The 25,188-nt window shown below is 65.4% G+C and carries 27 protein-coding genes; 8 read left to right on the top strand and 19 right to left on the bottom strand.

The genetic code is table 11. The features are described 5' to 3' along the window. Window positions 1-8 precede the first annotated feature (8 nt). The 7 genes from CQW49_RS24780 to CQW49_RS19080 all read right to left on the bottom strand — a co-directional run bounded on the left by CQW49_RS24780 (window position 9) and on the right by CQW49_RS19080 (window position 3,819). Window positions 9-428, bottom strand: a complete 420-nt coding sequence (locus tag CQW49_RS24780) for a hypothetical protein (protein WP_003612946.1) — start codon at window positions 426-428, stop codon at window positions 9-11. 21 nt (window positions 429-449) lie between these two features. Beyond that, window positions 450-824 carry an energy transducer TonB family protein gene (locus CQW49_RS19105; protein WP_193787559.1) on the bottom strand — a complete coding sequence of 125 codons (375 nt, stop codon included), beginning with the start codon at window positions 822-824 and terminating at the stop codon, window positions 450-452. A 56-nt stretch (window positions 825-880) separates the two neighbouring features. Continuing rightward, window positions 881-1,357 carry a hypothetical protein gene (locus CQW49_RS19100; protein ID WP_003612950.1) on the bottom strand — a complete coding sequence of 159 codons (477 nt, stop codon included), beginning with the start codon at window positions 1,355-1,357 and terminating at the stop codon, window positions 881-883. A gap of 26 nt (window positions 1,358-1,383) precedes the next feature. Then, a complete protein-coding gene (locus CQW49_RS19095) occupies window positions 1,384-2,100 on the bottom strand; it encodes a hypothetical protein (protein ID WP_003612951.1) in 717 nt (238 codons plus the stop codon). Next, the gene (locus CQW49_RS19090; protein ID WP_003612953.1) at window positions 2,097-2,627 is read right to left on the bottom strand and encodes an ExbD/TolR family protein; all 531 of its coding nucleotides are present in this window, start codon (window positions 2,625-2,627) and stop codon (window positions 2,097-2,099) included. The genes CQW49_RS19095 and CQW49_RS19090 overlap by 4 nt, the downstream gene beginning before the upstream one ends. Further along, a complete protein-coding gene (locus CQW49_RS19085; RefSeq protein ID WP_003612955.1) occupies window positions 2,627-3,268 on the bottom strand; it encodes a MotA/TolQ/ExbB proton channel family protein in 642 nt (213 codons plus the stop codon). The genes CQW49_RS19090 and CQW49_RS19085 overlap by 1 nt, the downstream gene beginning before the upstream one ends. Window positions 3,269-3,426: 158 nt before the next feature. Then, window positions 3,427-3,819 (bottom strand): DUF2946 family protein, encoded by a 393-nt coding sequence (locus tag CQW49_RS19080; protein WP_003612956.1) that lies wholly within the window; start codon window positions 3,817-3,819, stop codon window positions 3,427-3,429. A 148-nt stretch (window positions 3,820-3,967) separates the two neighbouring features. Here CQW49_RS19080 and CQW49_RS19075 point away from each other — a divergent pair, with 148 nt between their 5' ends. Further along, window positions 3,968-4,336, top strand: a complete 369-nt coding sequence (locus CQW49_RS19075) for a DUF2946 family protein (RefSeq protein ID WP_003612958.1) — start codon at window positions 3,968-3,970, stop codon at window positions 4,334-4,336. A gap of 82 nt (window positions 4,337-4,418) precedes the next feature. Beyond that, on the top strand, window positions 4,419-6,923 hold the full coding sequence (locus CQW49_RS19070; RefSeq protein WP_003612960.1) for a TonB-dependent receptor: 2,505 nt from the start codon (window positions 4,419-4,421) through the stop codon (window positions 6,921-6,923). Window positions 6,924-7,171: 248 nt separating this feature from the next. Here the strand turns inward: CQW49_RS19070 and groL are convergent, their stop codons facing one another. The 6 genes from groL to CQW49_RS19040 all read right to left on the bottom strand — a co-directional run bounded on the left by groL (window position 7,172) and on the right by CQW49_RS19040 (window position 12,654). Continuing rightward, window positions 7,172-8,809 carry a chaperonin GroEL gene (gene groL / locus CQW49_RS19065; RefSeq protein ID WP_003612962.1) on the bottom strand — a complete coding sequence of 546 codons (1,638 nt, stop codon included), beginning with the start codon at window positions 8,807-8,809 and terminating at the stop codon, window positions 7,172-7,174. A 50-nt stretch (window positions 8,810-8,859) separates the two neighbouring features. Continuing rightward, on the bottom strand, window positions 8,860-9,147 hold the full coding sequence (gene groES / locus CQW49_RS19060) for a co-chaperone GroES (RefSeq protein WP_024749487.1): 288 nt from the start codon (window positions 9,145-9,147) through the stop codon (window positions 8,860-8,862). A 289-nt stretch (window positions 9,148-9,436) separates the two neighbouring features. Next, window positions 9,437-9,931, bottom strand: a complete 495-nt coding sequence (lysM, locus tag CQW49_RS19055) for a peptidoglycan-binding protein LysM (RefSeq protein ID WP_003612966.1) — start codon at window positions 9,929-9,931, stop codon at window positions 9,437-9,439. Between the two features lie 123 nt (window positions 9,932-10,054). After that, window positions 10,055-10,570 carry a YchJ family protein gene (locus CQW49_RS19050; RefSeq protein ID WP_024749488.1) on the bottom strand — a complete coding sequence of 172 codons (516 nt, stop codon included), beginning with the start codon at window positions 10,568-10,570 and terminating at the stop codon, window positions 10,055-10,057. Window positions 10,571-10,778: 208 nt separating this feature from the next. Then, window positions 10,779-12,038, bottom strand: coding sequence for a cytochrome-c peroxidase (locus tag CQW49_RS19045; protein WP_003612971.1), 1,260 nt, complete (start codon window positions 12,036-12,038; stop codon window positions 10,779-10,781). Window positions 12,039-12,153: 115 nt separating this feature from the next. Further along, complete coding sequence (locus CQW49_RS19040) at window positions 12,154-12,654, bottom strand: DUF2165 family protein (RefSeq protein ID WP_003612972.1); 501 nt, start codon at window positions 12,652-12,654, stop codon at window positions 12,154-12,156. A 155-nt stretch (window positions 12,655-12,809) separates the two neighbouring features. Between CQW49_RS19040 and CQW49_RS19035 the strand changes: the two genes are divergently transcribed. Continuing rightward, window positions 12,810-13,097 (top strand): YciI family protein, encoded by a 288-nt coding sequence (locus CQW49_RS19035; RefSeq protein WP_003612973.1) that lies wholly within the window; start codon window positions 12,810-12,812, stop codon window positions 13,095-13,097. Beyond that, window positions 13,097-13,507, top strand: a complete 411-nt coding sequence (locus CQW49_RS19030; RefSeq protein WP_003612974.1) for an EVE domain-containing protein — start codon at window positions 13,097-13,099, stop codon at window positions 13,505-13,507. The genes CQW49_RS19035 and CQW49_RS19030 overlap by 1 nt, the downstream gene beginning before the upstream one ends. 30 nt (window positions 13,508-13,537) lie before the next feature. On the opposite strand, the gene CQW49_RS19025 is transcribed toward CQW49_RS19030, so the two are convergent. Both CQW49_RS19025 and CQW49_RS19020 read right to left on the bottom strand, forming a co-directional pair. Next, window positions 13,538-13,828 carry a helix-turn-helix domain-containing protein gene (locus CQW49_RS19025; RefSeq protein WP_003612976.1) on the bottom strand — a complete coding sequence of 97 codons (291 nt, stop codon included), beginning with the start codon at window positions 13,826-13,828 and terminating at the stop codon, window positions 13,538-13,540. After that, window positions 13,825-14,142, bottom strand: coding sequence for a type II toxin-antitoxin system RelE/ParE family toxin (locus tag CQW49_RS19020; RefSeq protein WP_003612979.1), 318 nt, complete (start codon window positions 14,140-14,142; stop codon window positions 13,825-13,827). The genes CQW49_RS19025 and CQW49_RS19020 overlap by 4 nt, the downstream gene beginning before the upstream one ends. Window positions 14,143-14,326: 184 nt before the next feature. On the opposite strand from CQW49_RS19020, the gene mdh reads away from it, so the two are divergent. The 3 genes from mdh to CQW49_RS19005 all read left to right on the top strand — a co-directional run bounded on the left by mdh (window position 14,327) and on the right by CQW49_RS19005 (window position 18,517). After that, entirely contained in the window at window positions 14,327-15,289 is a 963-nt protein-coding gene (gene mdh / locus CQW49_RS19015) for a malate dehydrogenase (protein WP_003612980.1), read from the top strand. A 76-nt stretch (window positions 15,290-15,365) separates the two neighbouring features. Further along, window positions 15,366-16,565 (top strand): ADP-forming succinate--CoA ligase subunit beta, encoded by a 1,200-nt coding sequence (gene sucC / locus CQW49_RS19010; protein ID WP_003612982.1) that lies wholly within the window; start codon window positions 15,366-15,368, stop codon window positions 16,563-16,565. A 146-nt stretch (window positions 16,566-16,711) separates the two neighbouring features. Then, window positions 16,712-18,517, top strand: coding sequence for a tetratricopeptide repeat protein (locus tag CQW49_RS19005; RefSeq protein WP_099831827.1), 1,806 nt, complete (start codon window positions 16,712-16,714; stop codon window positions 18,515-18,517). Between the two features lie 199 nt (window positions 18,518-18,716). On the opposite strand, the gene CQW49_RS19000 is transcribed toward CQW49_RS19005, so the two are convergent. The 3 genes from CQW49_RS19000 to CQW49_RS18990 form a co-directional block, all read right to left on the bottom strand. Further along, window positions 18,717-20,345 carry a CTP synthase gene (locus CQW49_RS19000; RefSeq protein WP_003612986.1) on the bottom strand — a complete coding sequence of 543 codons (1,629 nt, stop codon included), beginning with the start codon at window positions 20,343-20,345 and terminating at the stop codon, window positions 18,717-18,719. 108 nt (window positions 20,346-20,453) lie between these two features. After that, on the bottom strand, window positions 20,454-20,978 hold the full coding sequence (secG, locus tag CQW49_RS18995) for a preprotein translocase subunit SecG (RefSeq protein WP_003612987.1): 525 nt from the start codon (window positions 20,976-20,978) through the stop codon (window positions 20,454-20,456). Window positions 20,979-21,157: 179 nt separating this feature from the next. Further along, window positions 21,158-21,625, bottom strand: a complete 468-nt coding sequence (locus tag CQW49_RS18990; protein WP_003612989.1) for a hypothetical protein — start codon at window positions 21,623-21,625, stop codon at window positions 21,158-21,160. A gap of 244 nt (window positions 21,626-21,869) precedes the next feature. On the opposite strand from CQW49_RS18990, the gene leuB reads away from it, so the two are divergent. Continuing rightward, a complete protein-coding gene (leuB, locus tag CQW49_RS18985; protein WP_003612990.1) occupies window positions 21,870-22,979 on the top strand; it encodes a 3-isopropylmalate dehydrogenase in 1,110 nt (369 codons plus the stop codon). 282 nt (window positions 22,980-23,261) lie between these two features. Here the strand turns inward: leuB and ftsH are convergent, their stop codons facing one another. Then, entirely contained in the window at window positions 23,262-25,175 is a 1,914-nt protein-coding gene (gene ftsH, locus CQW49_RS18980; RefSeq protein ID WP_003612991.1) for an ATP-dependent zinc metalloprotease FtsH, read from the bottom strand. Window positions 25,176-25,188: the final 13 nt, after the last annotated feature.

The following is a 25,188-nucleotide window of genomic DNA, read 5'->3' as shown; positions in this document are numbered from 1 at the left end:
GGTACGGATTATGGCGTCAGTGGTCTGCCTAAATTAAACGTTTGGCTGAGGGCGCAGCAGCCTTGACGCATCGCCGCCGGGGGCGGAGGCGGCAGATGCACCACATCGAAAATCCAAAGAAGCAACGCCGCCGCCTCCTTGGGCGATTCCGGCGTCACCCGCACGTCGAAAATCTTGCCCTCGCGATCGACACGGAAGAGCACTGTAACTGCGCCGCGATTGAACAATAAAGCTGCCGGTGTGTGATTCTGGAGCCGCGTGGAGACGGCTCGTATCCATTGGCGTCCTTCGTCCGTCGTTTGCCAGGTCTGTGGCTGTCGAGTCGCTCGATCGCCCGCACGCCCGGCTTCCTGCACTGCCGCGGCGAGGGAAGCATTTGGCAGACCACTCGACAAAAACCCAACAAATGTCAGCGCAATTAGTTTCATTTGTGCAATATCCTTGAAGACTCAATGAAAATTGAACGTCTGCGAGCCCTCGAACGATCCGGCCGGCGGCGGCGGGCCTTGCAGGCCGGTGAGGATCTTGCGCACCAGCTCCGCATGCTTGGCGCTGCTCGAGCGCGCGATCGTCACCTTGTCGACGCGGCCTGCCGCGTCGATGTGGAAATTGGCGGTCGCCGAGCCGGGGCCCGGCGTGTTGTTCATCGGCGTGCGCTTGGCGATCTCGCTATAGAGCAGGCCGAGAAACTTGCTCTGCGACAGGCCGGAGGACACCGGCGCCGCGGTCGGCTTGGGATCGCCGGCCTTGTCTTCCATCGCGGCGACGTCGCCGCAGATCAACGTGAGCCCGCACAGAAGGGCGAAGGTGTGACGTTTCATCATGCGTCCGGATTCGATCCGGCGCGGCCCGGGCAAACGCCGCGAGCCGCGCTGCGCGATCAATGAAAGTTGAATTCCTGAACCGCGGTGAAGGCGCCGCCGGGCGGCGTCGGCGTGTGGACCGCCGCGAGAATGCGGCCGACCACCGGCTCCAACGCCGGATTGGACGAGGACTGCACCTTATGGGAGACGACGCGGCCAGAGGCGCCGACCGTGAAGGCCACATGGATCGAGCCGGTCTGCGCATCGGCGCTCGTCGGCGTATGACGCTTGAGCTCAGCGGCGAGCAGCTTGACATAGGCGTTTTTGGAGAGAGCGGGCTTCTGCTCGCTCACCTTCTTCTCAGTCTTATCCTTCGTCTTGCCCTTTTCCTCGCCCAAGGCGGCGTGGGTCGTCGGCTTCTTCTTGGCCGGCTTTTCCGCCGCGCCATGATCGGCCATGGCCGGGGCGGCCTCGGGGGCCGCAGCGTCGCCTTCGACCGCGAAGGCGGGGCCGCCGATCAAGAGGGCGGCCGTCATCAGTGCGAGCTTCTTCATCTAGACGTTTCTCCGCATTTGCATTTTTAGTGAAAGTGAAAGCTCTGACTGGCGTGGAATCCCCCGCCCGGCGGCGGCGGAGCATGGACAGACCCGAGAATCTGTCGCGCGAGCGCCGCATGCGCCGGAGACGAGCCCGAGGCCGCAATTCCGCTGATGCCGCCGCCGGCGGTCACATGGAACGAGCAATGGGCCGTGCCTTCGCCGAGGGCGGTCGTGCCGGGCACGTGACGGCGGATCGCCGCCGCCAGCAGCGCCTTATAGGCGGCCTGCGACATGCCGTTGGACTGCGACTGGCCCTCTGGAGCGCCGATTGTCCGGCGCGCCGACGCCTCACGCTTCTTGTCGTGATCGATCTCGCGCTTGCGTTCGACGATCTTCTTTTTCTTCTGCTCGACGACTTCCTTCTGCTGCGGTAGCACCGGCGCGTCGGGCGCCATCACCTGCGGCGGCGGAATGGCGAGATCGGGCTGCTCGATCTCCTCGGGCGGCGGCGGCTCCTCCTCCGCCGCGGTCACCTCCTGCGATTCCACGAAATCGCCCTGAGGCACCAGCTCCATGCTGATCGATTCGAGGCTGGTGATCGCCGGCACGGCGAGCTTCAGCAGCAGAAAGGCGACGCCCGCATGCGCCAGGACGACGCCCGAGAGGCTCGCCGCGCGCAGCCACGGCGGCTTGACGGGCGGTGGGGCGCTGTCGCCGCCCACTCCACCCTCGACGGGAGAATAAGCGACATCGGTCATTTCGCCGCTCCTCCCGCCGGAGCCGGGACCGCGGCGGGAGCCGGCGCGGCGGCGGGCGCCGCCCCGACGGCAGGCGCGACGCCGGCCGCCGCTTGGCCGGTCTTGCTGCGCGAATCGGTCAGAATGGCGAGATGGGTGATGCCGTTCATCGCCAGCCGATCCATCACCGCGATCACCTCGCCGTAATTGGCTTCCTTGTCGCCGCGCAGATGCACGACCCGGCTCAGATCGTCGCCCATGGCGGCGCGCACCATATCGACCAGCGCCTCGGGAGCGACCTCGTCGGCGCCGAGCGCGACCTTGCCCTCCTTGGAGACGACAATGACGATCGGCTCCTTGGGATTGAGCGGCTGCGCGGCTTTGGATTGCGGCAGATTGACCTTCATGCCCTTGGCGAGCAGAGGCGCCGTCACCATGAAGATGATGAGCAGCACCAGCATGACGTCGACGAGCGGCGTCACATTGATGTCGGCGAGCGGCTGATAGAGGCTGTCGCCATTCTTGAAGCGGGTGGGAAGGCCAGCCATCACGCCGCCTCCCGCTTGCGCGTCACGACCGCATGGCCGCTGGTGATGGCGAGCGCCTTGTCCTCGACGTAATGCGCGACCTGCTGGCCGGCGCGGGCGAAGGCCGCGCCGATGCGGTTATAGCCGACGGAGGCCGGAATGGCGGCCGCGAGGCCATAGGCGGTGGCGGCGAGCGCCTCGGCGATGCCGGGCGCGACCACCGCGAGGCTCGTGTCCTGCGACTGGGCGATGCCGGCGAAGCTGGTCATGATGCCCCACACCGTGCCGAACAGGCCGACGAATGGCGCGACCGACGAGATCACCGCGAGATTGGGCAGGCCGCCTTCCGCGCTGGTCAGCAGCTCGCGGCCCGCGCGGCTCATGATCTCGGCGACGCGCTCGCGCTTCTCGCCGATCGACTCGCCGGGGAGATCGAAGGAGCCGGCGTGCTCGCCCGCCGCCTCGACCGGCCCGAGCAGGCCCGCCGCGCCGCCGGCGCGCGCCGAGCGCGCCGCCCGGCCGATGCGCACGACCGAGACGACGCCCTCGACGATGAGGACCCAGGTCCATACGGAAGCGAGAATGAGCATTCCCATGACCACCTTGCCGACAGGCCCGGCGTTCATGAACATGGTTACGGGTGAAATCGAAGAATATTCCATGAGACGCACTCGTGCTCGGGGTTCCCCGACCGCGCGGCGACGCCGGCGATCTTTAGATTGGTTTTCTTTGGCTTTGCAGCGTCGTCGAATCGCGAGCGCCGTCCCGGCGGCGCGCGGCCGAATAGGCGTCGCATCCGCGCGGCGCGCGAAGCGTCCGTTCAAGCGAGCGGCGCGAACGCTGGCGGCGCGCGCGCGCAATTGACGGCTTGGCGCAGCGCGAAATGCGGAAGCGAAATGGGAGGAACGCCAAAGACGGCGGGCATCGGCGCCGGCGGCTCGAGCCGCAACAGAAGAGCCACGCGCTCCGGCAGCACCGCCGGGGCCGCATGGGCGGCGAGGCAGCATGGACAGGAGTTCTGCTTCTTGGCGCCGTTCTTCTCGGCCGGCCCGCGCTCGACGGAGGCGGCGTTCGGCGCACGATCATGACAGAAAACGGAGGCGCCCTGCGCAGCGCCCTGCAGGCCCGCGCGCGCCGACGCATGCGGCGCAGCGGCGACGAAGACACTGAATAGCAGCGCGCAAACCGAGACGATCGCGAGGAACGCGCGCATTTCTGCTCTGAGGCCTCCGCCCTGTGACATAAATGTCTCTTAACGGATTTTTTAATTTCTGACAATCTGCAGGGTCTTGGAATTGTTCTCCGCTACGCTCTAATGGCCGCCGCTCGTCTCGACACGGTTAACAGCGTACCCCTCGGCAATGGCGCTCCTCACTTTCGTCCGGCTCCTTTTCGTCCTCGCCCTGCTGACGCAGGTCGCGGCCGGCGCATTCGCGTCGCCGCAGAGCGGCGGCGCGCGGCTGTGCGGCTTCACGCATAGCGAGGCGCGCGTCCCGACCGTCGTCGACGCCTCCGAGCAGGCGCCGCAGAGAGAGACGGGCCATCGACATGGCGCCTGCGTCCTCTGCCTCTTCGGCTCGGGGGACGCTCCGCTCCATGCGCGGATACTCGCCGTCGATCCGCTCGCCGTCGCCTCCGGCGCTCGTCTTTCCTTCGTCTATGCCGAGGGGCTGGTCCGCTTTTTCGTCGACCGCAACGCCTCGGCGCGCGCCCCGCCGTCCCTCTCCTGAGCCACGATCATCTCGCACTCGGCGCCGCCGGCGCCGGTGTTCCGGCATGCGCCTTCACAGGCGCCAGGGAAGGACATCGTTCATGCATCGTCATCATCTGCTGCGCGGCGTCTCCGCCGGCGCGCTCCTCGTCTGCGCGTCCGTCATCGCGCCCGCTTTCGCCCAAGAATCGCTGCCGACCATCGATATCGGCGCCGCGCAGACCGAGGGCTCGCCCCGTCCGGCGCCGGTCTCGACCTGGTCGCCGACACGCCCCGACGGCACGTCCGCGCAGGTCGAAAAATTCAAGCTGCCCAATACGGTGGCGAGCGTCACGCGCAAGGATATCGAGGACAAGATCAATGTCATCGACACCGAGGACGTGGTCAAATATCTGCCGAGCCTGTTCGTGCGCAAACGCAACAACGGCGATACGCAAGCCGTGCTTCAGACGCGCACCTGGGGCGTCTCGTCGAGCGCGCGCAGCCTCGTCTACGCGGACGATCTGCTGCTGACCGCGCTGATCGGCAACGACAATACGATCGGCGCGCCGCGCTGGGGCCTCGTCGCCCCGGAGGAGATCGAGCGAGTCGACATGCTCTACGGCCCGTTCTCGGCGCAATATCCGGGCAATTCGCTCGGCGGCGTGCTGCAGATCACGACGCGCATGCCCGACAAGCTGGAAGTGACCGCCAAGCAGAGCGTGTCCTTGCAGGATTTCTCGCTCTATGGAACGAACAAGCTGTTCAATACGGAGGTCACGAGCGCCTCGGTCGGCGACAAGGTCGGCGATTTCTCCTGGTTCGTTTCCGCGAACTACCAGCACGGCACGACGCAGCCGCTCACTTACGCGACCACGGGCGCCGGCGTGATGTATCCCGGCGCCTATTGGGCGACGAACAAATTCGGCGCGCCCAATGTGGTGGTCGGCAGCACCGGCAATCTCGAGAACGATCAGATCAACGCGAAGTTGAAGCTCGCCTATGATTTCTCACAGGCCATTCGCGCGACCTACACGCTGGGCTTCTGGTCGAATGACGGAACCTCGATCCCCGACAACTATCTCGCGCCTGGAACCCAGAACTTCTCGGCCACGCCCGCCCTCTCCGGCTCGACCTTGCAGAGTTTCGGGTCGGGGTATTACCGCATCCAGGAGAAGATGCTCACCAACGCGCTGGCGGTGAAGTCCAACACGGGCGGCCCGTTCGACTTCGAGATCTCGGCCTCACATTTCACCTATCTGCAATCCGATCAGCGCAGCCCCTGGTCGGCGCTCGCGACGGGCGGCTATACGCAGGCCGGCAAGGACGCGCGCTATGACGGGACCTATTGGACGCTTCTCGATCTCAAGGGCATCTTGAGGCCGGAGGGATTCCTTTCCGGTCATGACGTCAGCTTCGGATTGCACGGCGATCAATTCCACCTCAACAATCCGACCTATCTGACGTCCAATTGGACCGCCGGGGCCGCCACCGCCTATCCCGGCGTCGTCCTTTCGGTGGGCAATGGAACGACGCGGACACAGGCGCTCTGGTTCCAGGACTCGTGGAAAGTCCGGCCCGACGTCAAATTCACGGTCGGCGGGCGCTGGGAGCATTGGGAAGCCACGGACGGCTACAATCAGTCGCTGCCGACGAGCGCGGTCAATTCGACAGCGACGGCGATCGCGGCCACGAATCCGAACTCCGTGCAGCCGATCTATCAGCCCAATCTCTATCACACGCGCTTCTCCCCCAAGGGATCGCTGCAATGGACGCCGGATGAGGACTGGACGCTCACCGGCTCGATCGGCCTCGCCAATCGCTTCCCGACCGCGAAGGAGCTCTATAATTTGTCGACGGTCTCGTCGACAGGCCAGAACGTGAACCCCAATCCCAATCTGCGGCCCGAGGTCGCGCTTTCGAGCGAGATCGCGGTGGAACGTAAGATCGGCGAGGACGGCAATGTGCGCGTCTCCTTCTTCAACGAGGAGGTTCGCGACGCGATCATTTCGCAGAGCTCCTATCTCGCCGGCACCAACGTCCTCTCCACGACCAACAGCAATGTCGACAAGATTCGCAATCGCGGCGTCGAGCTCGCCGCGCGCAAGGACAATGTGCTGCTGAAGGGATTGGAGCTCTCGGGCAGCCTCACTTATCTCGACGCGCGGGTTCTGGCCGACAGCAGCTGGGTCCCATCCACGGCCTATCCCTGGAACACCTCGGTCGTCGGCAAGAATGTGCCGAACGTGCCCGACTGGCGCTGGACGCTCGCCGCCACCTATCGGCCGGACGAGCATTGGGCGCTCACCGCGGCGGCGCGCTTCCAGGGCCGCATGTGGACGACGCTCGACAACAATGACGTCGCCCATGGCGTCTATCAGAGCTTCGACCGCTTCTTCGTGCTCGACACCAAGATCTCGTATAAATGGAACCAGCACATCTCCTTCGCCTTCGGCGTCGACAACATCAACAACTATAAATACTTCCTGTTCCACCCGTTCCCGCAGCGGACCTTCGTCTTCTCAGGAAAATACGAGTTCGGTCATAATCGCGGCGAGCGCGGCATCTTCTTCGAGGGTGACGAGCCGGGCCTGTTCGACGCCTTCCGCACCGCCCTCGCGCGGTGAGATCGGAGTAAGATGGGGCGGCCCGGAGCCGATACGCGCTCCGGGCCGCCTTGCTTCCTCGCGGCGGGGCAAGCTTGCCGCGAAAGAAGACAGGAGAGCGCCGTCTCTCGAGGAAGACGGCGCGGCATGGGGTTCCGAGGCCGATGTTTCGCCCGAGCCGGCGATGCTCTGCTGTGCCGCAGCGCACATCACGAAGAAAAGGCCCCGGATCGCTCCGGGGCCTTCGTTTTTTCTCGGGGGAAGCGAGATCAGAAATCCATGCCGCCCATGCCGCCGCCCGGAGGCATCGCCGGCATGGTCTCCTTCTTCGGCTGCTCGGTGATCGTCGCCTCGGTGGTGACGATGAGGCCGGCGATCGAGGACGCGTCCTGCAGCGCCGTGCGCACGACCTTGGTCGGGTCGATGATGCCGAACTTCAGCAGATCGCCATATTCGCCGGTCTGGGCGTCATAGCCGTGATTGTAGTCCGTGGACTCGAGCAGCTTGCCGACCACGACCGCGCCGTCGCCGCCGGCGTTGTCCACGATCTGACGCGCCGGAGCCTGGATCGCCTTGCGGACGATCGAAACGCCGGTCTGCTGATCGGAATTGGCGACCTTGATGTCGGCGAGAGCGGCGATGGCGCGCAGCAGCGCGACGCCGCCGCCGGGGGAGATGCCTTCCTGCACCGCGGCGCGGGTGGCGTTGAGCGCGTCGTCGACGCGGTCCTTCTTCTCCTTCACCTCGACCTCGGTCGCGCCGCCGACGCGGATCACCGCGACGCCGCCCGCGAGCTTGGCGAGACGCTCCTGCATCTTCTCACGGTCGTAGTCCGAGGTGGTCTCCTCGATCTGCGCCTTGATCTGCTGGACGCGGGCCTCGATGTCCTTCTTCTCGCCGGCGCCGTCGATGACCGTCGTGTTCTCCTTGTCGATGCGGATGCGCTTGGCGCGGCCGAGCAGCGGGAGAGTGACGTTCTCGAGCTTGATGCCGAGATCCTCGGAGACGACCTGGCCGCCCGTCAGGATGGCGATGTCCTCGAGCATGGCCTTGCGGCGATCGCCGAAGCCCGGAGCCTTCACGGCCGCGATCTTCAGACCGCCGCGCAGCTTGTTGACGACGAGAGTGGCGAGCGCCTCGCCTTCGACGTCCTCGGCGATGATGAGCAGCGGCTTGCCGGTCTGCACAACGGCCTCGAGGATCGGCAGCAGCGGCTGCAGCGTCGACAGCTTCTTCTCGTGGATGAGGATATAGGGATCCTCGAGCTCGGCGATGAGACGCTCGGCGTTGGTGATGAAGTAAGGCGAGAGATAGCCGCGGTCGAACTGCAGGCCCTCGACGATGACGGTCTCGGAGTCGAGGCTCTTGGCCTCCTCCACCGTGATCACGCCCTCATTGCCGACCTTCTGCACCGCCTTGGCGATCTCCTGGCCGATGTAGCTGTCGCCGTTCGCCGAGATGGTGCCGACCTGGGCGATCTCGTCGTTGGAGGTGACCTTCTTGGAGTTCTTCTTGAGGTCGGCGACCACCGCCTCGACCGCGAGGTCGATGCCGCGCTTCAAATCCTGCGGGTTGAGGCCGGCCGCGACCGCCTTGGCACCTTCGCGAGCGATGGCGGCGGCGAGCACGGTGGCCGTCGTGGTGCCGTCGCCGGCGGTGTCGTTCTGCTTGGAGGCGACCTCACGAACGAGCTGCGCGCCGAGATTCTCGAACTTGTCGGCGAGCTCGATCTCCTTGGCGACGGTGACGCCGTCCTTGGTAATGCGCGGCGCGCCGAAGCTCTTCTCGATGACGACGTTGCGGCCCTTGGGGCCGAGAGTGACCTTCACCGCATTGGCGAGGATCTCGACGCCGCGCAGGATACGATCGCGCGCGTCGGAGGAGAAACGGATGTCCTTGGCTGCCATTGTCGTTCAGCTCCGTTGGAATAAGAGAATGTCGGGGAAAGCGCGAGGCGTCAGACGATCACGCCCAGAATGTCGCTTTCCTTCATGATGAGGAGATCTTCCCCGTCGATCTTGACCTCGGTGCCGGACCATTTGCCGAACAGCACGCGGTCGCCTTCCTTCACATCGAGGGCGACGAGCTTGCCGCTCTCGTCGCGCGAGCCCGGGCCGACGGCGATGACCTTGCCCTCGGCGGGCTTTTCCTTGGCGGTGTCCGGAATGATGATGCCGCCTTTGGTCTTGTCCTCGCCCTCGAGGCGCTTGACCACGACCCGGTCGTGGAGGGGACGGAACGCCATGTCGTCTTCCTTCATCTGGAGCCGGCGCGTCGCCGCGACGCGCGGGCGAAGATTGCGTAAAATGCCCATTAGCACTCACCCGCGGCGAGTGCCAGCAGGCAGGCGGTGACATAGGAACGCGCCCCCGCCTTGTCAAGGCGAGAGGCGTGAACTTCGTCGCGGCGAAGAACAAGTTTCTGATTATGCTGGGAAAGAAAGTTGAGGCGCCGGGCGAGAGCGGCGTCGCGCCGTCCCGGGTCCGATAAGAATTCGGCCGGGGCGCTCGGGCTCCGGCCGTCGGATGGGGCGGTCAGCGACGCGCTTCGGCGCCCTGCCCGGTCTTGGGAATGCGCAGCACCTGGCCGGGGTAGATCTTGTCCGGGTCCGACAGCAGCGGCTTGTTGGCGGCGAAGATCTCCTCATATTTGCCGCCCTTGCCGGCGCCATATTGCGACTCGGCGATCTTCCACAAGGTGTCTCCCTGGCGCACCTTGTAGAAGAGCGACTCGGTCTCGGTCTTGCCGACAGCGATATTGCTCTCGACCTGGGAGACGCCCTTGGTGTTGCCTACGGCGAGCACGATCTTCTCCGCCTCGCTGGTCGAGGCCGCCTTGCCGCCGAGCTTGACCTTGTCGCCTTCGACATTGATCTCGATCTTGGAGGCGTCGAGCCCCTGCTTCTCGATCTCCTTCTTCAATTCTTCGGGCGGCGCCGCGGCGTTCTCGGTCGCGCCCTTGGGAGCCGGCGCGTCCTTGGCGATCGGCTCGCCGCTCTTGGCGTGGTTCCAGAAATTGAAGAGACCCATTCGTCTTCTCCTTCACAGCATGGACGCGGCGGGAAGGCTCTCGCTCGCGTGCGGCTTAGATAGGGCGGAGACGGCGGGGTCGAGGGCGCCGGCGCGGCGCAGGGGGGCTGAACGGCCGGTCGTTCAGGCGGCGGCGCCGCAGCACTTCTTGTATTTCTTGCCCGACCCGCAAGAACAAGGATCATTGCGGCCCGGCCGCGCCTCGCGGATGACGGGCGCGCTCTTGCGGGCCTCGCCTTCGACGAAATACCAACGCTGATCGGCCGCCTCGAAGCGGAACAGGGCGCGCTCGCGATGCGTCTGACGCAGCCCTTCGGCGATATAATGGGCGGTGAAGTCGACATGGCCGGTCGCATCGCCCGGCTGGCCGTCCGCCGTCGCCTCGACATCCAGGCCGAGCCATTGCGAATTTTTCGACCAGCCGGTCGCCGCCTCGCGATGAAAGCCGGCGCGATGCTCGGGCGCCAGCGTGTCGTGCAGATAATCGATGTCGCCGAGCGCATAGGCCGTGTAGCGCGAGCGCATGAGCGCCTCCGCGGTCGGCGCGGGCCTCGACCCGTCGACATAGGGGCCACAGCAGGCGGAGAGAGGCGCCGGCTCAGCGTCTTTGGCGCGGCAGGGGCAAGGCTGTTCGGTCATGCGGGATGCGGCTCGTGTCGGAGAAAAAGATGCGGGACGACTACACCAGTTCCGCCGAGATCGAAAATGCGCCCGCCGTCCAGAACACGCCCTTTGCATGGAGTTGAAGAGAACCAGAAGGCTCGCGGTCCAAGCCCGGATCCGGACCGCGAGCCTTCAGATGAGTGAATTGTGATGATCGAACGATTTCGTTCGATCGGACAGCGCTCTAATGCCCCGCCGCCGGCGGCCGATCGGTGAGCGTCAGCAGAAAGGCCACGATCGCATCGATCTCGCCGTCGTCGAGCCGCGGCTTCTCGCCGGGATTGCGATCATAGGGGACCTCCTTCACATTCACATTCTCGTGGCTCTTGGGGGCGAGATCGTTGAATTTCGCCACTTTGCCGTCGACCTTGGGAAACCAGCGCTCGGGATTGGTGTCGCGCGTCGCATAGAAGGCGACGACGTCGCGCAGGCTCGAGAACACGCCATTATGCAGATAGGGGCCGGTGATCGCGACATTGCGCAAGGTCGGCGTCTTGAACTGCCCGCACAGCCCATCGACATAGCTCTGCGGCGCGAGCGGCCGAAACGCCTTGCGGACGCAGAGACCGGGATCGAAGAAGGCCGGGTCCTTGTTGTCGGGAATCTCGGGGTTGCGCGGCGCGCCGAGCGCATCGAAGGTGAAATCGGTGAACAGCCAGTCCTGCGGCTTGTGCGAGCCGGTCTGGCCCGCGTGGCAGGCGAGGCAATTGCCCTTCTTCTTGTCCTTGAACAGAGCGAAGCCGCGCGCCTCCTCCTTGGTCAGCTTCGCCTTGCCGCGCAGAAAATCGTCGAATTTCGACGAGAACGGGTGAAAGCGCGGCGTGCTTTCGAAGGCCGCGACCGCGCGGGCGATCTTCTCGAAGGCGTCCGGCTCGGAAAAAACAGTCTCGCCATAGACCTCTTTGGCGAGCCCGGCGTAATCGCCGGCTTTGATCTTGTCGAGCACGGCGGCCTTGGACGGATTGTTCATCTCGCGCGGCTCGAGCAGAGGCCCCTCCACCTGCGCGACGAGATCGTCGGCGCGCCCGTCCCAGAACATGCCGCCGGCTGGAACCAGCGCGCCCTCGGTCGCCTCCTCCTCCTGCTCCTCGACGAGGCCGAAACGCGGCGAGAAGGAGAGATAGGAGAGCGTGGGCGTGTTGCGCTTGCCGAGCACGCCGGGACGGCTGCCCTGCGCCAGCGCCGGAACCGGCGAGCCGTTGTTGCCCTGAAAGGCCTTGGACGCGTCATGGCAGGAGGCGCAGGAGACGCCCGGCGGCTCCGAGAGGCGCGCATCCTCGAAAATCCTCTTGCCCAGCAGCTCCTTCGGCGACAATCCCGCCTCATCCGCAGCGGGCGCCGGAGCCGCGGTCTCGGCCGTCGCAGGGCCGGAAACGGCGACGAAAAAACTGAGAACCGCCCCGGACGCCAGCGTCGCGAGCCGGCGCGAGAGCGCGGGCGCCATGAGAAACTCCGAATGCGAGAGATGCGCGATAAGCCTTATCTCGGCGCGAAATGTAGAAAATACGAAACGCGCGCGTCAAACGAGATAGATTGGACGCCTTCCAAACTAAAGCGCTTCAGGCGCGCGCGTCGCAAGGCTCCGGTGTCGCGAGAAAGATCAGCACGATCGCCAAAATCACGAGAAAGCGGAAGGCCGGCTGCTGGAAGTTCCACTCGGCGGAACGCCACATCTGCAGCCATTCGCCGCCGACGATCATGAAGCCGAAGCAGTAGAGAAGCACGCCGAGCGTGAGGCCGGCGACGGCCATGCTCTTGGCCGCCTCGAAATCCGCGGCGCCGCCCTTCAGCGCGACGAAAAGTCGCTGCGCGCCGACGAGGCAGAGGCCGCCATAGGCGAGCTCGACGGCGATGATAGCGGCATAGGCGACGCGGTGGAGCGTGTCGGAAAGAATAGCGCGCGCCATCATCGCCTCGCCGGCGCCGGTCGTGTCCATGGACATGACATGGCGCACGACCTCGAAATTCGTCCCATAATCCAGAACATTGCCGAGGCCCGTGACGAGGCCGAGCAGGCCGGCGCAGGCGACGAGCAGGATTTTCGACAGGCGCAAGGTCATGGGAAGCCAGTCTAGAGCGCTTTCCGATCGAACGGAATCGTTCGATCGATCAGAATTCGCTCTAAACGCTGTGAGCAACGACGGGAAGCGCGGTTGACCGCGGCGGCGCCGTCTGAAACAGTGCCGGCCGCTCCCCGACTTTTTCGAGGTTTCCGTTGCTGTTCGTCGCCCTCTGCCTGGACAAGCCCGATCACGTCGCCCTCCGCCTCGCCACGCGCCCCGCGCATCTCGGCTTTCTGGCCGAGAACGCCGCAATGGTGAAGCTCGGCGGCGCCTTTCTCGACGACGCGGGCGAGAAGCCGATCGGCTCGATGCTGATCGTCGAGGCGACGGACGCAGCGGCGGCGCAGGCTTTTCTCGCGCGCGACCCTTACGCTCTGGCCGGGCTCTTCGCCAGCGTCGAGGTCAAGCCCTGGCGGCGCGTGGTCGGAGCCGAGCTCTGATGGCGCATTGGCTGTTCAAGAGCGAGCCCGCGACTTGGTCCTGGGACCAGATGGTCGCGGCGGGGGCCGAGGGCACCTTCTGGAACGGGGTGCGCAACCATCTCGCCAAGCAGCAGATGATGGCGATGCAGCTCGGCGAGCGCGGATTCTTCTATCATTCCAACGCCGAGAAGGCGATCGTCGGCATCGTCGAGGTGATCCGGACCTATCATCCCGATCACACCGATCCGACCGGCAAGTTCGGCATGGTCGACGTCAAGGCGGTCGAGCCGCTGAAGACGCCGGTCTCGCTCGCGCGAATCAAGGCCGACCCCCGACTCTCCGCCATGATACTGGTCAACAACTCCCGCCTCTCGGTGCAGCCGGTGACCGAGGCGGAATGGGAGCTGATTCTGTCGATGGCGGGGTGACGCGTCGACGCGCCCCTCTCGGCCGTTACCTCACGAGGGCTCGAATGTGATCCGCAGCCGATGCCCGACGGCTTCGGCGTAGCGTTCCAATGTGCGCGTCGATGGTTTGCCGCGCCCGGATTCGAGCCTCGACACCGCGCTTTCCGTCGTGCCCATGCGCTTCGCCACTTCCGCCTGCGACAATTTGGAACGCGCTCGCGCCTCGATCATGGAATTGACGAGAGCGAACTCCTCTTCGAGCGCGTCATAGGCGGCGCGATAGGCCTCGTCTTCGGCCATCCGCTTCGCATGAATGATTCGCGCGTCGATCGTCTTGGTCATTCGACCTCCTTCGCCCGTCGTCGAGCGAGCTCCAGCTCGCGCCGCGGCGTTTTTTGCGTCTTCTTCACGAAGATTCGAACGATGACCACGCGCCGTCCTTCAGCTGTGACATAGATGGCGCGGGCGACGCCGTCCTTCCCGGTGATCCGCAGTTCCCACAATTTGCCCTCGAGCGGCTTCACCCAGTCGCGCGGCAAATTTGTCAGCCCCGCACGGCGGATGACATCGAGCATCCGGGCGAGTCTCGCCTGCATCTCGATCGGAAGCGCCGCTTCCTCTTCGGCCGCAGCGGGCAGATATTCGACAGACCACATATAGACGCCTTAGCAAAAATGTGAAGCTGCTGTTCATCCACAATGGACGCGGAGCGTCGGCGAGGCGCCGTCGCTCCCATGCTCAATTTTCGTGCGAAAGCCTGTCCGGGGCCAGTCCCGTCTTTTCAGACGCGAAAAAGCGCGCTAGCACTGTTTTTCGCGACGCTCGCCCATAGGAGAAACGATGGCGCGCAAGAAAATCGCATTGATCGGCGCCGGAAACATCGGCGGCACTCTGGCTCATCTCATCGGCCTCAAAGAATTGGGCGACATCGTCCTGTTCGACATCGCCGCCGGAGTGCCGCAGGGAAAGGCCCTGGATCTCGCCCAGTCCTCCCCCGTCTCCGGTTTCGACGCGACGATCTCCGGCGCGGATGATTATTCCGCGATCGCGGGGGCCGACGTCGTCATCGTCACTGCCGGCGTGCCGCGCCAGCCGGGCATGAGCCGCGACGATCTCCTCAGCGTCAATCTCGGCGTCGTCTCCAAGGTCGGCGCCGGCATCAAGACCTATGCGCCGGACGCTTTCGTCATCTGCATCACCAACCCCCTCGATGTGATGGTGTGGGCGCTGCAAAAATGCAGCGGCTTGCCGCCGGCGAAGGTGGTGGGCATGGCGGGCGTGCTGGATTCGGCGCGTTTCCGTTATTTCCTCGCCGAGGAGCTGCAGGTTTCGGTCGAGGATGTGAGCGCCTTCGTGCTCGGCGGCCATGGCGACGACATGGTTCCTTCCGTCCGCTATTCGACCGTCGCCGGCGTTCCTCTGCCCGATCTCGTCGGCATGGGCTGGATCACCCAGGCGAAGATCGACGCCATCGTCGAGCGCACGCGCAAGGGCGGCGGCGAGATCGTCTCTCTGCTCAAGACCGGCTCGGCCTATTATGCTCCCGCCGCCTCGGCGATCGCCATGGCCGAGAGCTATTTGAAGGACAAGCGCCGCGTGCTGCCCTGCGCCGCTCATCTCTCGGGCCAATACGGCGTATCGGATCTCTATGTCGGCGTGCCAGTGGTGATCGGCGCCAATGGCGTCGAGCGCATCGTCGAAATCTCGCTCGATTCCGCCGAGCGGCAGATGTTCGATAAATCCGTCGCCTCGGTGCGCACGTTGATCGCGGCGAGCAAGGCGCTCGACCCGTCTTTCGCCTGATCCCCGCGAGCCGCGAGCGCTCGCGGCTCGCTTCGACCCGTTCTTCGGCCCATGTCGCATCCAGGATCGACCACAGATGAACATCCACGAATACCAGGCCAAAGCGATTCTGCGTGAGTTCGGCGCCCCGGTCGCCGAGGGAACGCCCGTGTTCGAGGCGCAAGAGGCGCGTCAGGCGGCGCAGTCTCTTCCGGGCCCGGTGTTCGTGGTGAAGGCGCAGATTCACGCCGGCGGCCGCGGCAAGGGCAAGTTCAAGGAGACCGCCGCCGGCGACAAGGGCGGCGTGCGTCTCGCCCGCTCGCTCGACGAGGTCGAGACCTTCGCCAAGGAAATGCTCGGCTCGACGCTCGTCACCGTGCAGACCGGCGCGACCGGCAAGCAGGTCAACCGTCTCTATATCGAGGACGGAGCCGATATCGCGCAGGAGTTTTATCTCTCGCTGCTGATCGACCGCGCCACCTCGCGCGTCTCCTTCGTCGTCTCCACCGAGGGCGGCACCGATATCGAGGCCGTCGCCCATGCGACGCCGGAGAAGATCGTGACCTTCTCCGTCGATCCGGCGACCGGCGTCATGCCGCATCACGGCCGCAAGGTCGCCGACGCGCTCGGCCTGAAGGGCCCGCTGGTGAAGGAGGCGGTCGATCTCACGGAAAAACTGTTCTCGGCCTTCCTCGCCAAGGACATGGAACTGCTGGAAATCAATCCGCTGATCGTCACCAAGGACGGGCGCCTGCGCTGCCTCGACGCCAAGATCTCCTTCGACGACAATGCGCTCTACCGTCACCCGGACGTCGTCGCGCTGCGCGACAAGACCGAGGAGGACGAGAAGGAGATCGAGGCCTCCAAATATGAGCTCGCCTATATTGCGCTCGACGGCACGATCGGCTGCATGGTCAATGGCGCCGGCCTCGCGATGGCGACCATGGACATCATCAAGCTCTATGGCGAGAACCCGGCCAACTTTCTCGATGTGGGCGGCGGCGCCGGCAAGGAGAAGGTGACGGCGGCGTTCAAGATCATCACCGCCGACCCCAAGGTGAAGGGCATTCTCGTCAACATCTTCGGCGGCATCATGCGCTGCGACGTCATCGCCGAGGGCGTCATCGCCGCGGTGAAGGAGGTGGGGCTCGCCGTGCCGCTGGTGGTGCGGCTCGAGGGCACCAATGTCGAGCTCGGCAAGTCGATCCTCGCGGCCTCCGGCCTCGATGTGATCCCGGCCGACGACCTCGACGACGCGGCGCAGAAGATCGTCGCCGCGGTGCGTGGACGCGGCTGACGCGAGCGGCCGCGGGCTCGAGCGGGGAAATATTCACACTTGCGAGGATGGCCCAAAACGGCCATCTTCCCCCATGATGGTGACGCTGCGGGGCGCAGTGTGAGGCGAATCGGCGCCGCTCCGGCCGCTTGCGGGAAACACAGCACGTGAAAAAATCCATTTCGCTTCAGGCGCCCGGCCGACGTGGCGCCGGCGGCTTCTCGAACCGCGCGGCGACCGCCGTCGCGGCGTTTTGCATCTTGTCTTTCGGCGACGCTGGCTTCGTCGGCAAGGGCTTCGCCCATGCGCGCGAAAGCCTCTCCATCGCCACGCCTTTCGAGGTCGGCGAGAGCGCGTCGGGCAATTATCTCGCCGCGATCGTCGCCGGCGCGGAGCGCGACACCCATGCCGCTTCGACCTTCTTCCGCGAGGCGCTACGCGACGATCCGCGCAATCGCGAGCTGACCGAGCGCGCCTTCGTCGCCGCGCTCGCCAATGGCAATATGGCCGAGGCTTTCGACCTCGCCGCACGCGTCGCCTCCTACGACAAGAAGAATGGCCTCGCCAATCTCGCGCTCGGCGTCGAGGGAATCAAAGCCAAGAAATACGCCAAGGCGCGAGCGGCGCTCGCCAAGGGCGGGCTCGACCGCAAGCATGACGTGACCTCCACCCTGCTCACCGCCTGGGCCTATGCCGGGGCGGGCGACAATAAGCAGGCGCTGCAGACGGCCGATAAACTGAAGGAGGACGCCTTCTCCGTCTTCCGCGACTATCACGCCGCGCTCATCGCCGACCTTTTGCCGAACGGCAAGGCCGAGGCGGAAAAGCGCTTCAAATCCGCCTATGGCTCCGAGCGCAACACGCTGCGGCTCGTCGACGCCTATGGGCGCTTTCTCGCCCGGCGCGGCAGCCGCGAGGAGGCGCGCCGCGTCTATCGCGCTTTCGACGACGTCTCGCCGCGCCATCCGATCATCACCGCGGCGATGGCCGACATCGACGCCGGCAAGCCGTTCTCGCCGCTCGTCCGCAACGCCGAGGAGGGCGCCGCCGAGGTGCTCTACGGCCTCGGGGCGATCGGCGGCCGCCAGGGCGACGAGCTCGCCTCGCTCGTCTATCTGCGCCTCTCGCAATTCCTCGCGCCCGAAAATTCGCTGGCGACGATCACCCTCGCCGACATTTACGAGCGGATGAAGCAGGAGGCGATCGCCATCGACCTCTATGACAGCGTGCCGAAGATCGACCCACTGCGCGTCAACGCCGATGTGCAGGCGGCTCTGCTGCTGGAGACGCTCGGCCGCAACAAGGAGGCGACCGACCATCTGCAATCGGTCATCGTCGAGCATCCCAAGGATCAGGAGGCGCTGACCGCGCTCGGCAACATCCAGCGCTCCCGCAAGCTGTTCGCCGAGGCGGCGGACACCTACACCAAAGTGCTGGAGCTGCAGCCGCTGCCGGACCGCAGCCAATGGCTGATCTATTATTATCGCGGCATCGCCAATGAGCGGCGCAAGAGCTGGAGCCAGGCCGAGGCCGACCTCAAGAAGGCGCTGGAGCTGTTCCCCGACCAGCCGCTGGTGCTGAACTATCTCGGCTATTCCTGGGTCGATCAGGGGCTCAATCTGGACGAAGCCTTCCGCATGCTGCGCCGCGCCGTCGATCTGCGCGCCCGCGACGGCTATATCGTCGACAGCCTCGGCTGGGCCTATTATCGGCTCGGCAACTACGACGATGCGGTGCGCGAGCTCGAGAAGGCGATCGATCTGAAGCCGTCGGATCCGGTGAGCAACGACCATCTCGGCGACGCCTATTGGCGCGTCAATCGCAAGCTCGAGGCGCGCTTTCAATGGAATCACGCGCGCGACATGAGCCCCGATCCCGACGATCTGCCCAAGATCCTCGAGAAGATCGAAAAGGGCATGACCGACGCGACTCATCCGGTCGCCAGCGACCAGACCAAGAAGAACGGCGGTTGATGGGACTTTTCCCTTCTCCCACGAAGTGGAGCGGGGTCGGATGAGGGCGCCTCCAAAAGGGGCGCGGCTCGTCACCGCTGAAACGACGTCTCACCCCATTCCCGGCGGACCCTCATCCGACCCGGCTGCGCCGGGCCACCTTCTCCCGCCAGAGCGGGAGAAGGAAACGCGCGTCGAGATTTCCGCTGGGCAGCGTCTCTCACACCAGCCGGCTCTGCGCCTTCGCCGCCTCGATGAAGCTCGCGAACAGCGGATGCGGATCGAAGGGCCGCGACTTCAGCTCCGGGTGATATTGCACGCCGATGAACCAGGGATGGTCGGGAATTTCGACCGTCTCCGGCAGCAGCCCATCCGGCGACATTCCAGCGAAGCTGAGGCCATGCGCCTCGAGTCGCTCGCGATAGGAGGAGTTCACCTCATAGCGATGGCGGTGACGCTCGGAGATATTCTGCTTGCCGTAGATTTTCGCGATGCGCGAGCCGGGCTTCAAATGCGCGGCGAAGGCGCCGAGCCGCATTGTGCCGCCGAGATCGCCGCCCGCCACGCGCTGCTCCAGCTCATTGCCGCGCAGCCATTCGGTCATGATGCCGACGACCGGCTCCTCGCAGGGGCCGAATTCGGTGGAATTGGCTTTCTCTATGCCAGCGAGCGCGCGCGCCGCCTCGATCACCGCCATCTGCATGCCGAAGCAGATGCCGAAATAGGGAACGCGCCGCTCGCGCGCGAAGCGGGCCGCGAGAATCTTGCCTTCGGCGCCGCGCTGGCCGAAGCCGCCGGGCACCAGAATGCCGTGGACATGCTCGAGATGGGCGGCCGGGTCGCTGGTCTCGAACACTTCCGATTCGATCCAGTCGAGCCTCACCTTCACGCGATTGGCGATGCCGCCATGGGCCAGCGCCTCGATCAGGCTCTTATAGGCGTCCTTCATGCCGGTATATTTGCCGACGACGGCGATCGTCACCTCGCCTTCCGAATTATTGATGCGCTGCGTCACCGCATTCCAGCGGCTCATGTCGGGCTTGGGCGCCGGATCGATGGCGAAAGCCGCGAGCACCTGGGCGTCGAGCCCGGCGGCGTGATAGGCGCGCGGCACGTCGTAGATATGGGCGGCGTCGCGCGCCTCGATCACCGCGCTCTCGCGCACATTGCAGAACAGCCCGAGCTTGCGGCGCTCCTCGCGTGGAATCTCGCGGTCGGTGCGGCACAGCAGAATGTCCGGCTGAATGCCGATCGAGCGCAGCTCCTTCACCGAATGCTGGGTGGGCTTGGTCTTCACCTCGCCGGCGCTCGGGATGTAGGGCAGCAGCGTCAGATGGATGTAGACGCAATGCTTTTCGGGCAGCTCATTGCCGAGCTGGCGGATCGCCTCGAAGAAGGGCAGTCCCTCGATGTCGCCGACCGTGCCGCCGATCTCGATCAGCGCGAAATCGACATGGTCGTTGCCCTCGAGGATGAACTCCTTGATGGCGTTGGTGACATGGGGAATGACCTGAATCGTCGCGCCGAGGTAATCGCCGCGCCGCTCCTTGGCGATGATGTCCTGATAGATACGCCCCGTGGTGACATTGTCCTGCTTGCAGGCCGGCCGCCCGGTGAAGCGCTCATAATGTCCGAGATCGAGATCGGTCTCGGCGCCGTCGTCGGTGACGAAGACCTCGCCGTGCTGATAGGGGCTCATCGTCCCCGGATCGACATTGAGGTAGGGATCGAGCTTGCGCAGCCGCACGGTGTAGCCACGCGCCTGAAGCAGCGCGCCGAGCACTGCAGACGCCAAGCCTTTGCCGAGTGAGGAGACCACGCCGCCGGTGATGAAGATGTACCGCGCCATGGGGTCCCACGCTTAGCGCCTTCCCGACCGATTCGGAAAGGCTTTTTTCGTCGAGCCGGGGCTTTTCCCCGGCTCACCTTCGCAATTGCGCTCGCGGCTCGGCTGACGCTATTTCTGCTCGGTCGCGGGCGCCTTGTCGGCGCCCTCCTCCGGAGACTCGGGCGCCTTCCACTCCAGCGGCTTGGCCGGCTCTTCGACCGCGGGCGCTGCGTCGAGCGTGGCGGGCGGCGCCGCGGCCGGCTCCCCCTGGCGCTGCTGCTGAGCGCGCTGCAACTGCTCGAAGATGCTTTCTTTCTTCCCGCTCGGCGCGGCGGCTCCCGGCGCCGGCGGTGCGCCCGGCGTCGCCGCTGGCGCGCCGCCCGACGGCACTTCCTTGAGCTCGATGATCTTGCCGGCGTCGAAGCCCTCGCCGGCGCGCTCCCAGGCGGGCAGCACCGTCAGTATGATGCTGGTCACGAAGAAGATCGCGCCGAGAATGCCGGTCGCGCGCGTCATCGCATTGGCCTGACCGCGGCCGGTGAACAGACCGCCGCCGCCGATGCCGAGCGCTCCGCCCTCCGACTTCTGATAGAGAATCAGCACGACGAGAGCGACCACCACCATCAGGTGGATGACGATGACGACCTGTTGCATGAACGGCTTTCTCCCGGCGCTTCGGTTCCGCCCGCCCGCGGCCCGCGCATGTTCTTTTCGCCGCGCCTTCTACACCATTTGCGCGGGCCGAGGGAAGAGGCGGACACGACGAGAGCGCTTTCCGATCGAAGGGAATCGTTCGATCGATCAGAATTCGCTCGAACGTAAGGAATTCTTGATCAATAGGAATTGCCGTCCTGGCCCTTCCACCCCTTGCCCGCCTCGTCGAAGCGGGTCTCGTCCTTGAACTCGATCTTGGCGCCCGGCTCGATATATTGCTTGTCCTTGACCTCCTGATTGGAGACCGTCGTCGAAAAATATTTGCTGGCCGAGCATCCCGGCTTCACCGCGCCGGCCTCGTCCGGCTTGCATTCGGGATTGGCGCCCGAAGGGAAGGAGACGGCGGCGTCGAAATAATATTCGACGGCGGCGTGGCCGGCGCCCTCGACATCGAGCCGCCAGAACCGCGTCACCTCGAACTTATCGATCACGGCGTCGGCGGCGAATTTCTGCTTCACGCGGTTCTCGAACACTTTTCGCGCATTCTCGGCGGTGGGCTCGCAGGAGAACAGGCAGAAGGCCTCGGCGCGGGTCCCCGCGAGCGAAGCGGCCAGCAGCGCGGCCGCGAGAACATGGACTTTCGACATGTGCGTCTCCTCTTATTTTCTTGAATTATTCGAGCCCGAAAGGGTCGCCGCCGCGCCCGCCGCCCGCGATGCGTCGTTTCCCGATCCATCGCAGGCTGCACGGTCGCTCCGCGACCGGCAAGAGCCGCGGCGGCGGACAGATTGTCGCATGAGACGGCTCCCCGGGACCAGTGTTGCGTCGGCGCCGCGAGCGCCGTATTGACGGCGCGACCCCAAAGAGAGACTCACTCCTAGAGAGGATTTCATGGCCGCCTACAAGCTCCTTCTTCTGCCCGGCGACGGCATCGGCCCGGAGATCATGGCCGAGGCCGAGAAGCTCGTCGCCTTTCTGAGCGCGGCCGGCGTCGCCGCCTTCGAGACGGAGAAGGGCCTCGTCGGCGGCGCCGCCTATGACGCCCATGGAGTCGCCATCAGCGAAGGCGACATGGCGTTGGCGCAGAGCGCCGACGCGGTGCTGCTCGCCGCCGTCGGCGGGCCGAAATGGGACGGCGTGCCTTATGACGTGCGCCCCGAGGCGGGCCTCCTGCGCCTGCGCAAGGACCTCGGCCTGTTCGCCAATCTGCGCCCGGCCATCTGCTATCCGGCGCTGGTCGACGCCTCCTCGCTGAAGCCCGATCTCGTCGACGGGCTCGACATCATGATCGTGCGCGAATTGACCGGCGGCGTCTATTTCGGCGAGCCCAAGGAGATCACCGATCTCGGCAATGGCCAGAAGCGCGGCGTCGACACGCAGGTCTACGAGACCTATGAGATCGAGCGCATCGCCCGCGTGGCCTTCGAGCTCGCGCGCAAGCGCTCCAACCGGGTGACGTCCTCGGAAAAATCCAATGTCATGAAGTCCGGGCTGCTGTGGCGCGAAGTGGTCACGGCTCTGCACGCGCGCGACTATTCCGATGTGAAGCTGGACCATATGCTCGCCGATTCGCTCGGCATGCAGCTGGTGCGCCGTCCCAAGCAGTTCGATGTGATCGTCACCGATAATCTGTTCGGCGATCTCTTGTCGGATGTGGCGTCGATGCTGACCGGCTCGCTCGGCATGCTGCCCTCCGCCTCGCTCGGCGGAGAGGATGCGGCGACCGGCAAGCGCAAAGCGCTCTATGAGCCGGTGCATGGCTCGGCGCCCGACATCGCCGGCAAGGGCCTCGCCAATCCGATCGCCATGATCGGCTCCGTCGTGATGGCGCTGCGCTATTCCTTCGGGCTGACCGCCGTCGCGGATGCGGTCGACAAGGCGATCGCCGACGTTCTCGCCGCGGGCCTGCGCACGGCCGACATCGCCGCGGGCGGCGCGACCGTCTCGACGAGTGAGATGGGCGACGCGATCCTGGCGGAGCTGAAGAAGACGTTTGGGTGAGGCCGGGACGCGACTCCGCGCGTCCGACCACTGTGGCGGAGCGCGCGGAGTCGAGTCTCGGGATCTTGACGATATGCGGGACGTATCGTTAATGACGCGACCGTGATACAGGGCTTCGCGGACGCCGAGACAAAGCGCTTCTTTGAAACGGGAGATTGTCCGGCGCAGTGGCGGCGCGCAAGCTCGATATGCTCGATCGACACGCGCGGCTTAGGCGTGGGAGCCGCCGCCCGAGCGCGCTCGCCTCGTGGCCAAACGGGCTTGTCCGAGGGCAATGATCGCTTAACGGCTTCCCGTGCTGGAAAGCGACCCCGAAGGCTCGCGGTCCGACGCGCCCCCTGAACGCCCGGCCTTCAGGCTCGCCTCCACCTCCGCCCGTATCGGCGCCAGATCCTCCTCGACAAAAGTCTCCTTGTCGAGCAGCCGCTGCGCCGAGGACTCGTGCACGCTGGCGCATTCCTTCAAGATTCGCGTCGCCCTCGCGAACGCCTCGTCCACCAATTCGCGCACGGCGCGGTCGATGCGCGCGCTCGTCTCCTCGCTCGCCTCGGAGCGGCGCTGGCCGAGGTCGGCGACGTCGAGATAGCGCGGCCGCTCGGCGATATAGGAGGCTTGGCCGACCGAGGGCTCCATGCCGTAGCGCGTCGCCATGGCGCGCGCCATTTCGGTGGCGCGCTGCAGATCGTCGGCGGCGCCAGTCGTCGCCTCGTGGAACACGACCATCTCCGCCGCGCGCCCGCCGAGCAGCGCCGTCATGCGGTTCAGCAATTCGGTGCGCGTCATCAGATAGCGGTCCTCGGTCGGCATCTGCATCGTATAGCCGAGCGCGCCCATGCCGCGCGGAATGATCGACACCTTCTTGACCGGGTCCATATCGGGCAGCGCCATGGAGACGATCGCATGGCCCATCTCGTGATAAGCGACGATGCGCCGCTCGCGCGGATGCAGCAGGCGATTGCGCTTCTCCGGCCCGGCGATCACGCGTTCGATCGCGGCGGTGAAATCGTCCAGCGTCACCGAAGCGGCGCGCCGCCGCGTCGCCAAGGTCGCCGCCTCATTGACGAGATTGGCCAGATCGGCGCCGGTGAAGCCCGGAGTCATGGCGGCGATCTCGTTCGGGTCGACATCGGCGCCGAGCTTGATCTTCTTCAAATGCACTTTCAGAATCGCCACGCGGCCGGTCTTGTCGGGGCGATCGACGGAAATCTGCCGATCGAAGCGTCCGGCGCGCAGCAGCGCCGGATCGAGCACCTCGGGCCTGTTGGTCGCCGCGAGCAGCACGACGCCCGAAGAGGGATCGAAACCGTCCAGCTCGGCGAGCAATTGATTGAGCGTCTGCTCCTTCTCGTCATGCCCGCCGGAGAGGCCGGAGATGCCGCGGGCGCGGCCGAGCGCGTCCAATTCGTCGATGAAGATGATGCAAGGCGCCGAGGCGCGCGCCTGCGCGAAGAGATCGCGCACGCGCGCGGCGCCGACCCCGACGAACATTTCGACGAATTCCGAGCCGGTGATGGAATAGAACGGCACGCCCGCCTCACCCGCCACGGCGCGGGCGAGCAAGGTCTTGCCGGTGCCCGGCGGGCCGACGAGCAGAATGCCTTTGGGAATGCGCGCGCCGAGGCGCCCATAAGTGCCCGGGTCCTTCAGAAAAGCGACGATCTCCTGCAATTCCTCCTTGGCCTCGTCGACGCCGGCGACATCAGCGAAGCCGACCTTCACATCGGTCTCGACGAAGATCTTGGCGCGGCTCTGGCCGATCTGCATCATCGAGCCGAGCCCCTGCGTCATGCGTCGCGACAAATAGCTCCACACGAGGAAGAACAGCGCGATCGGGACGACCCAGGAGAGCAGCGTCGTGACGAAGGTATTCTCCATGACGCCGGAATATTGGACATTGGCCGCCTGCAGCTCGGCGGCGATGTCGGTCGGCACGCGCACCGAGACGATCTGCTTGCGCCCGTCCTTCAACGGCTCCTTCAGCGTCGCATGAACGAGCTGATCGCCGACCTGGACCTCTTCGATCTTGCTGTCGCGCAGCAGGTTCTGGAACTCGCTATAGGGGACGACCTCGGTCTGTCGATAGCTCGTCCACATCTGCTGCAGCAGCAGCACGCCGATCAGCGCGAACAGCAGATAGGCGACGTTGAATCCCCAATTCGCTCGCTTGCTCGGCTTTTCGTCCGGCGGCTTCGCCATTGTCGACGCCCCT

Source organism: Methylosinus trichosporium OB3b (genome assembly GCF_002752655.1).
Classification (GTDB): domain Bacteria; phylum Pseudomonadota; class Alphaproteobacteria; order Rhizobiales; family Beijerinckiaceae; genus Methylosinus; species Methylosinus trichosporium.
This window is presented reverse-complemented; position numbering and strand designations above follow the sequence as displayed.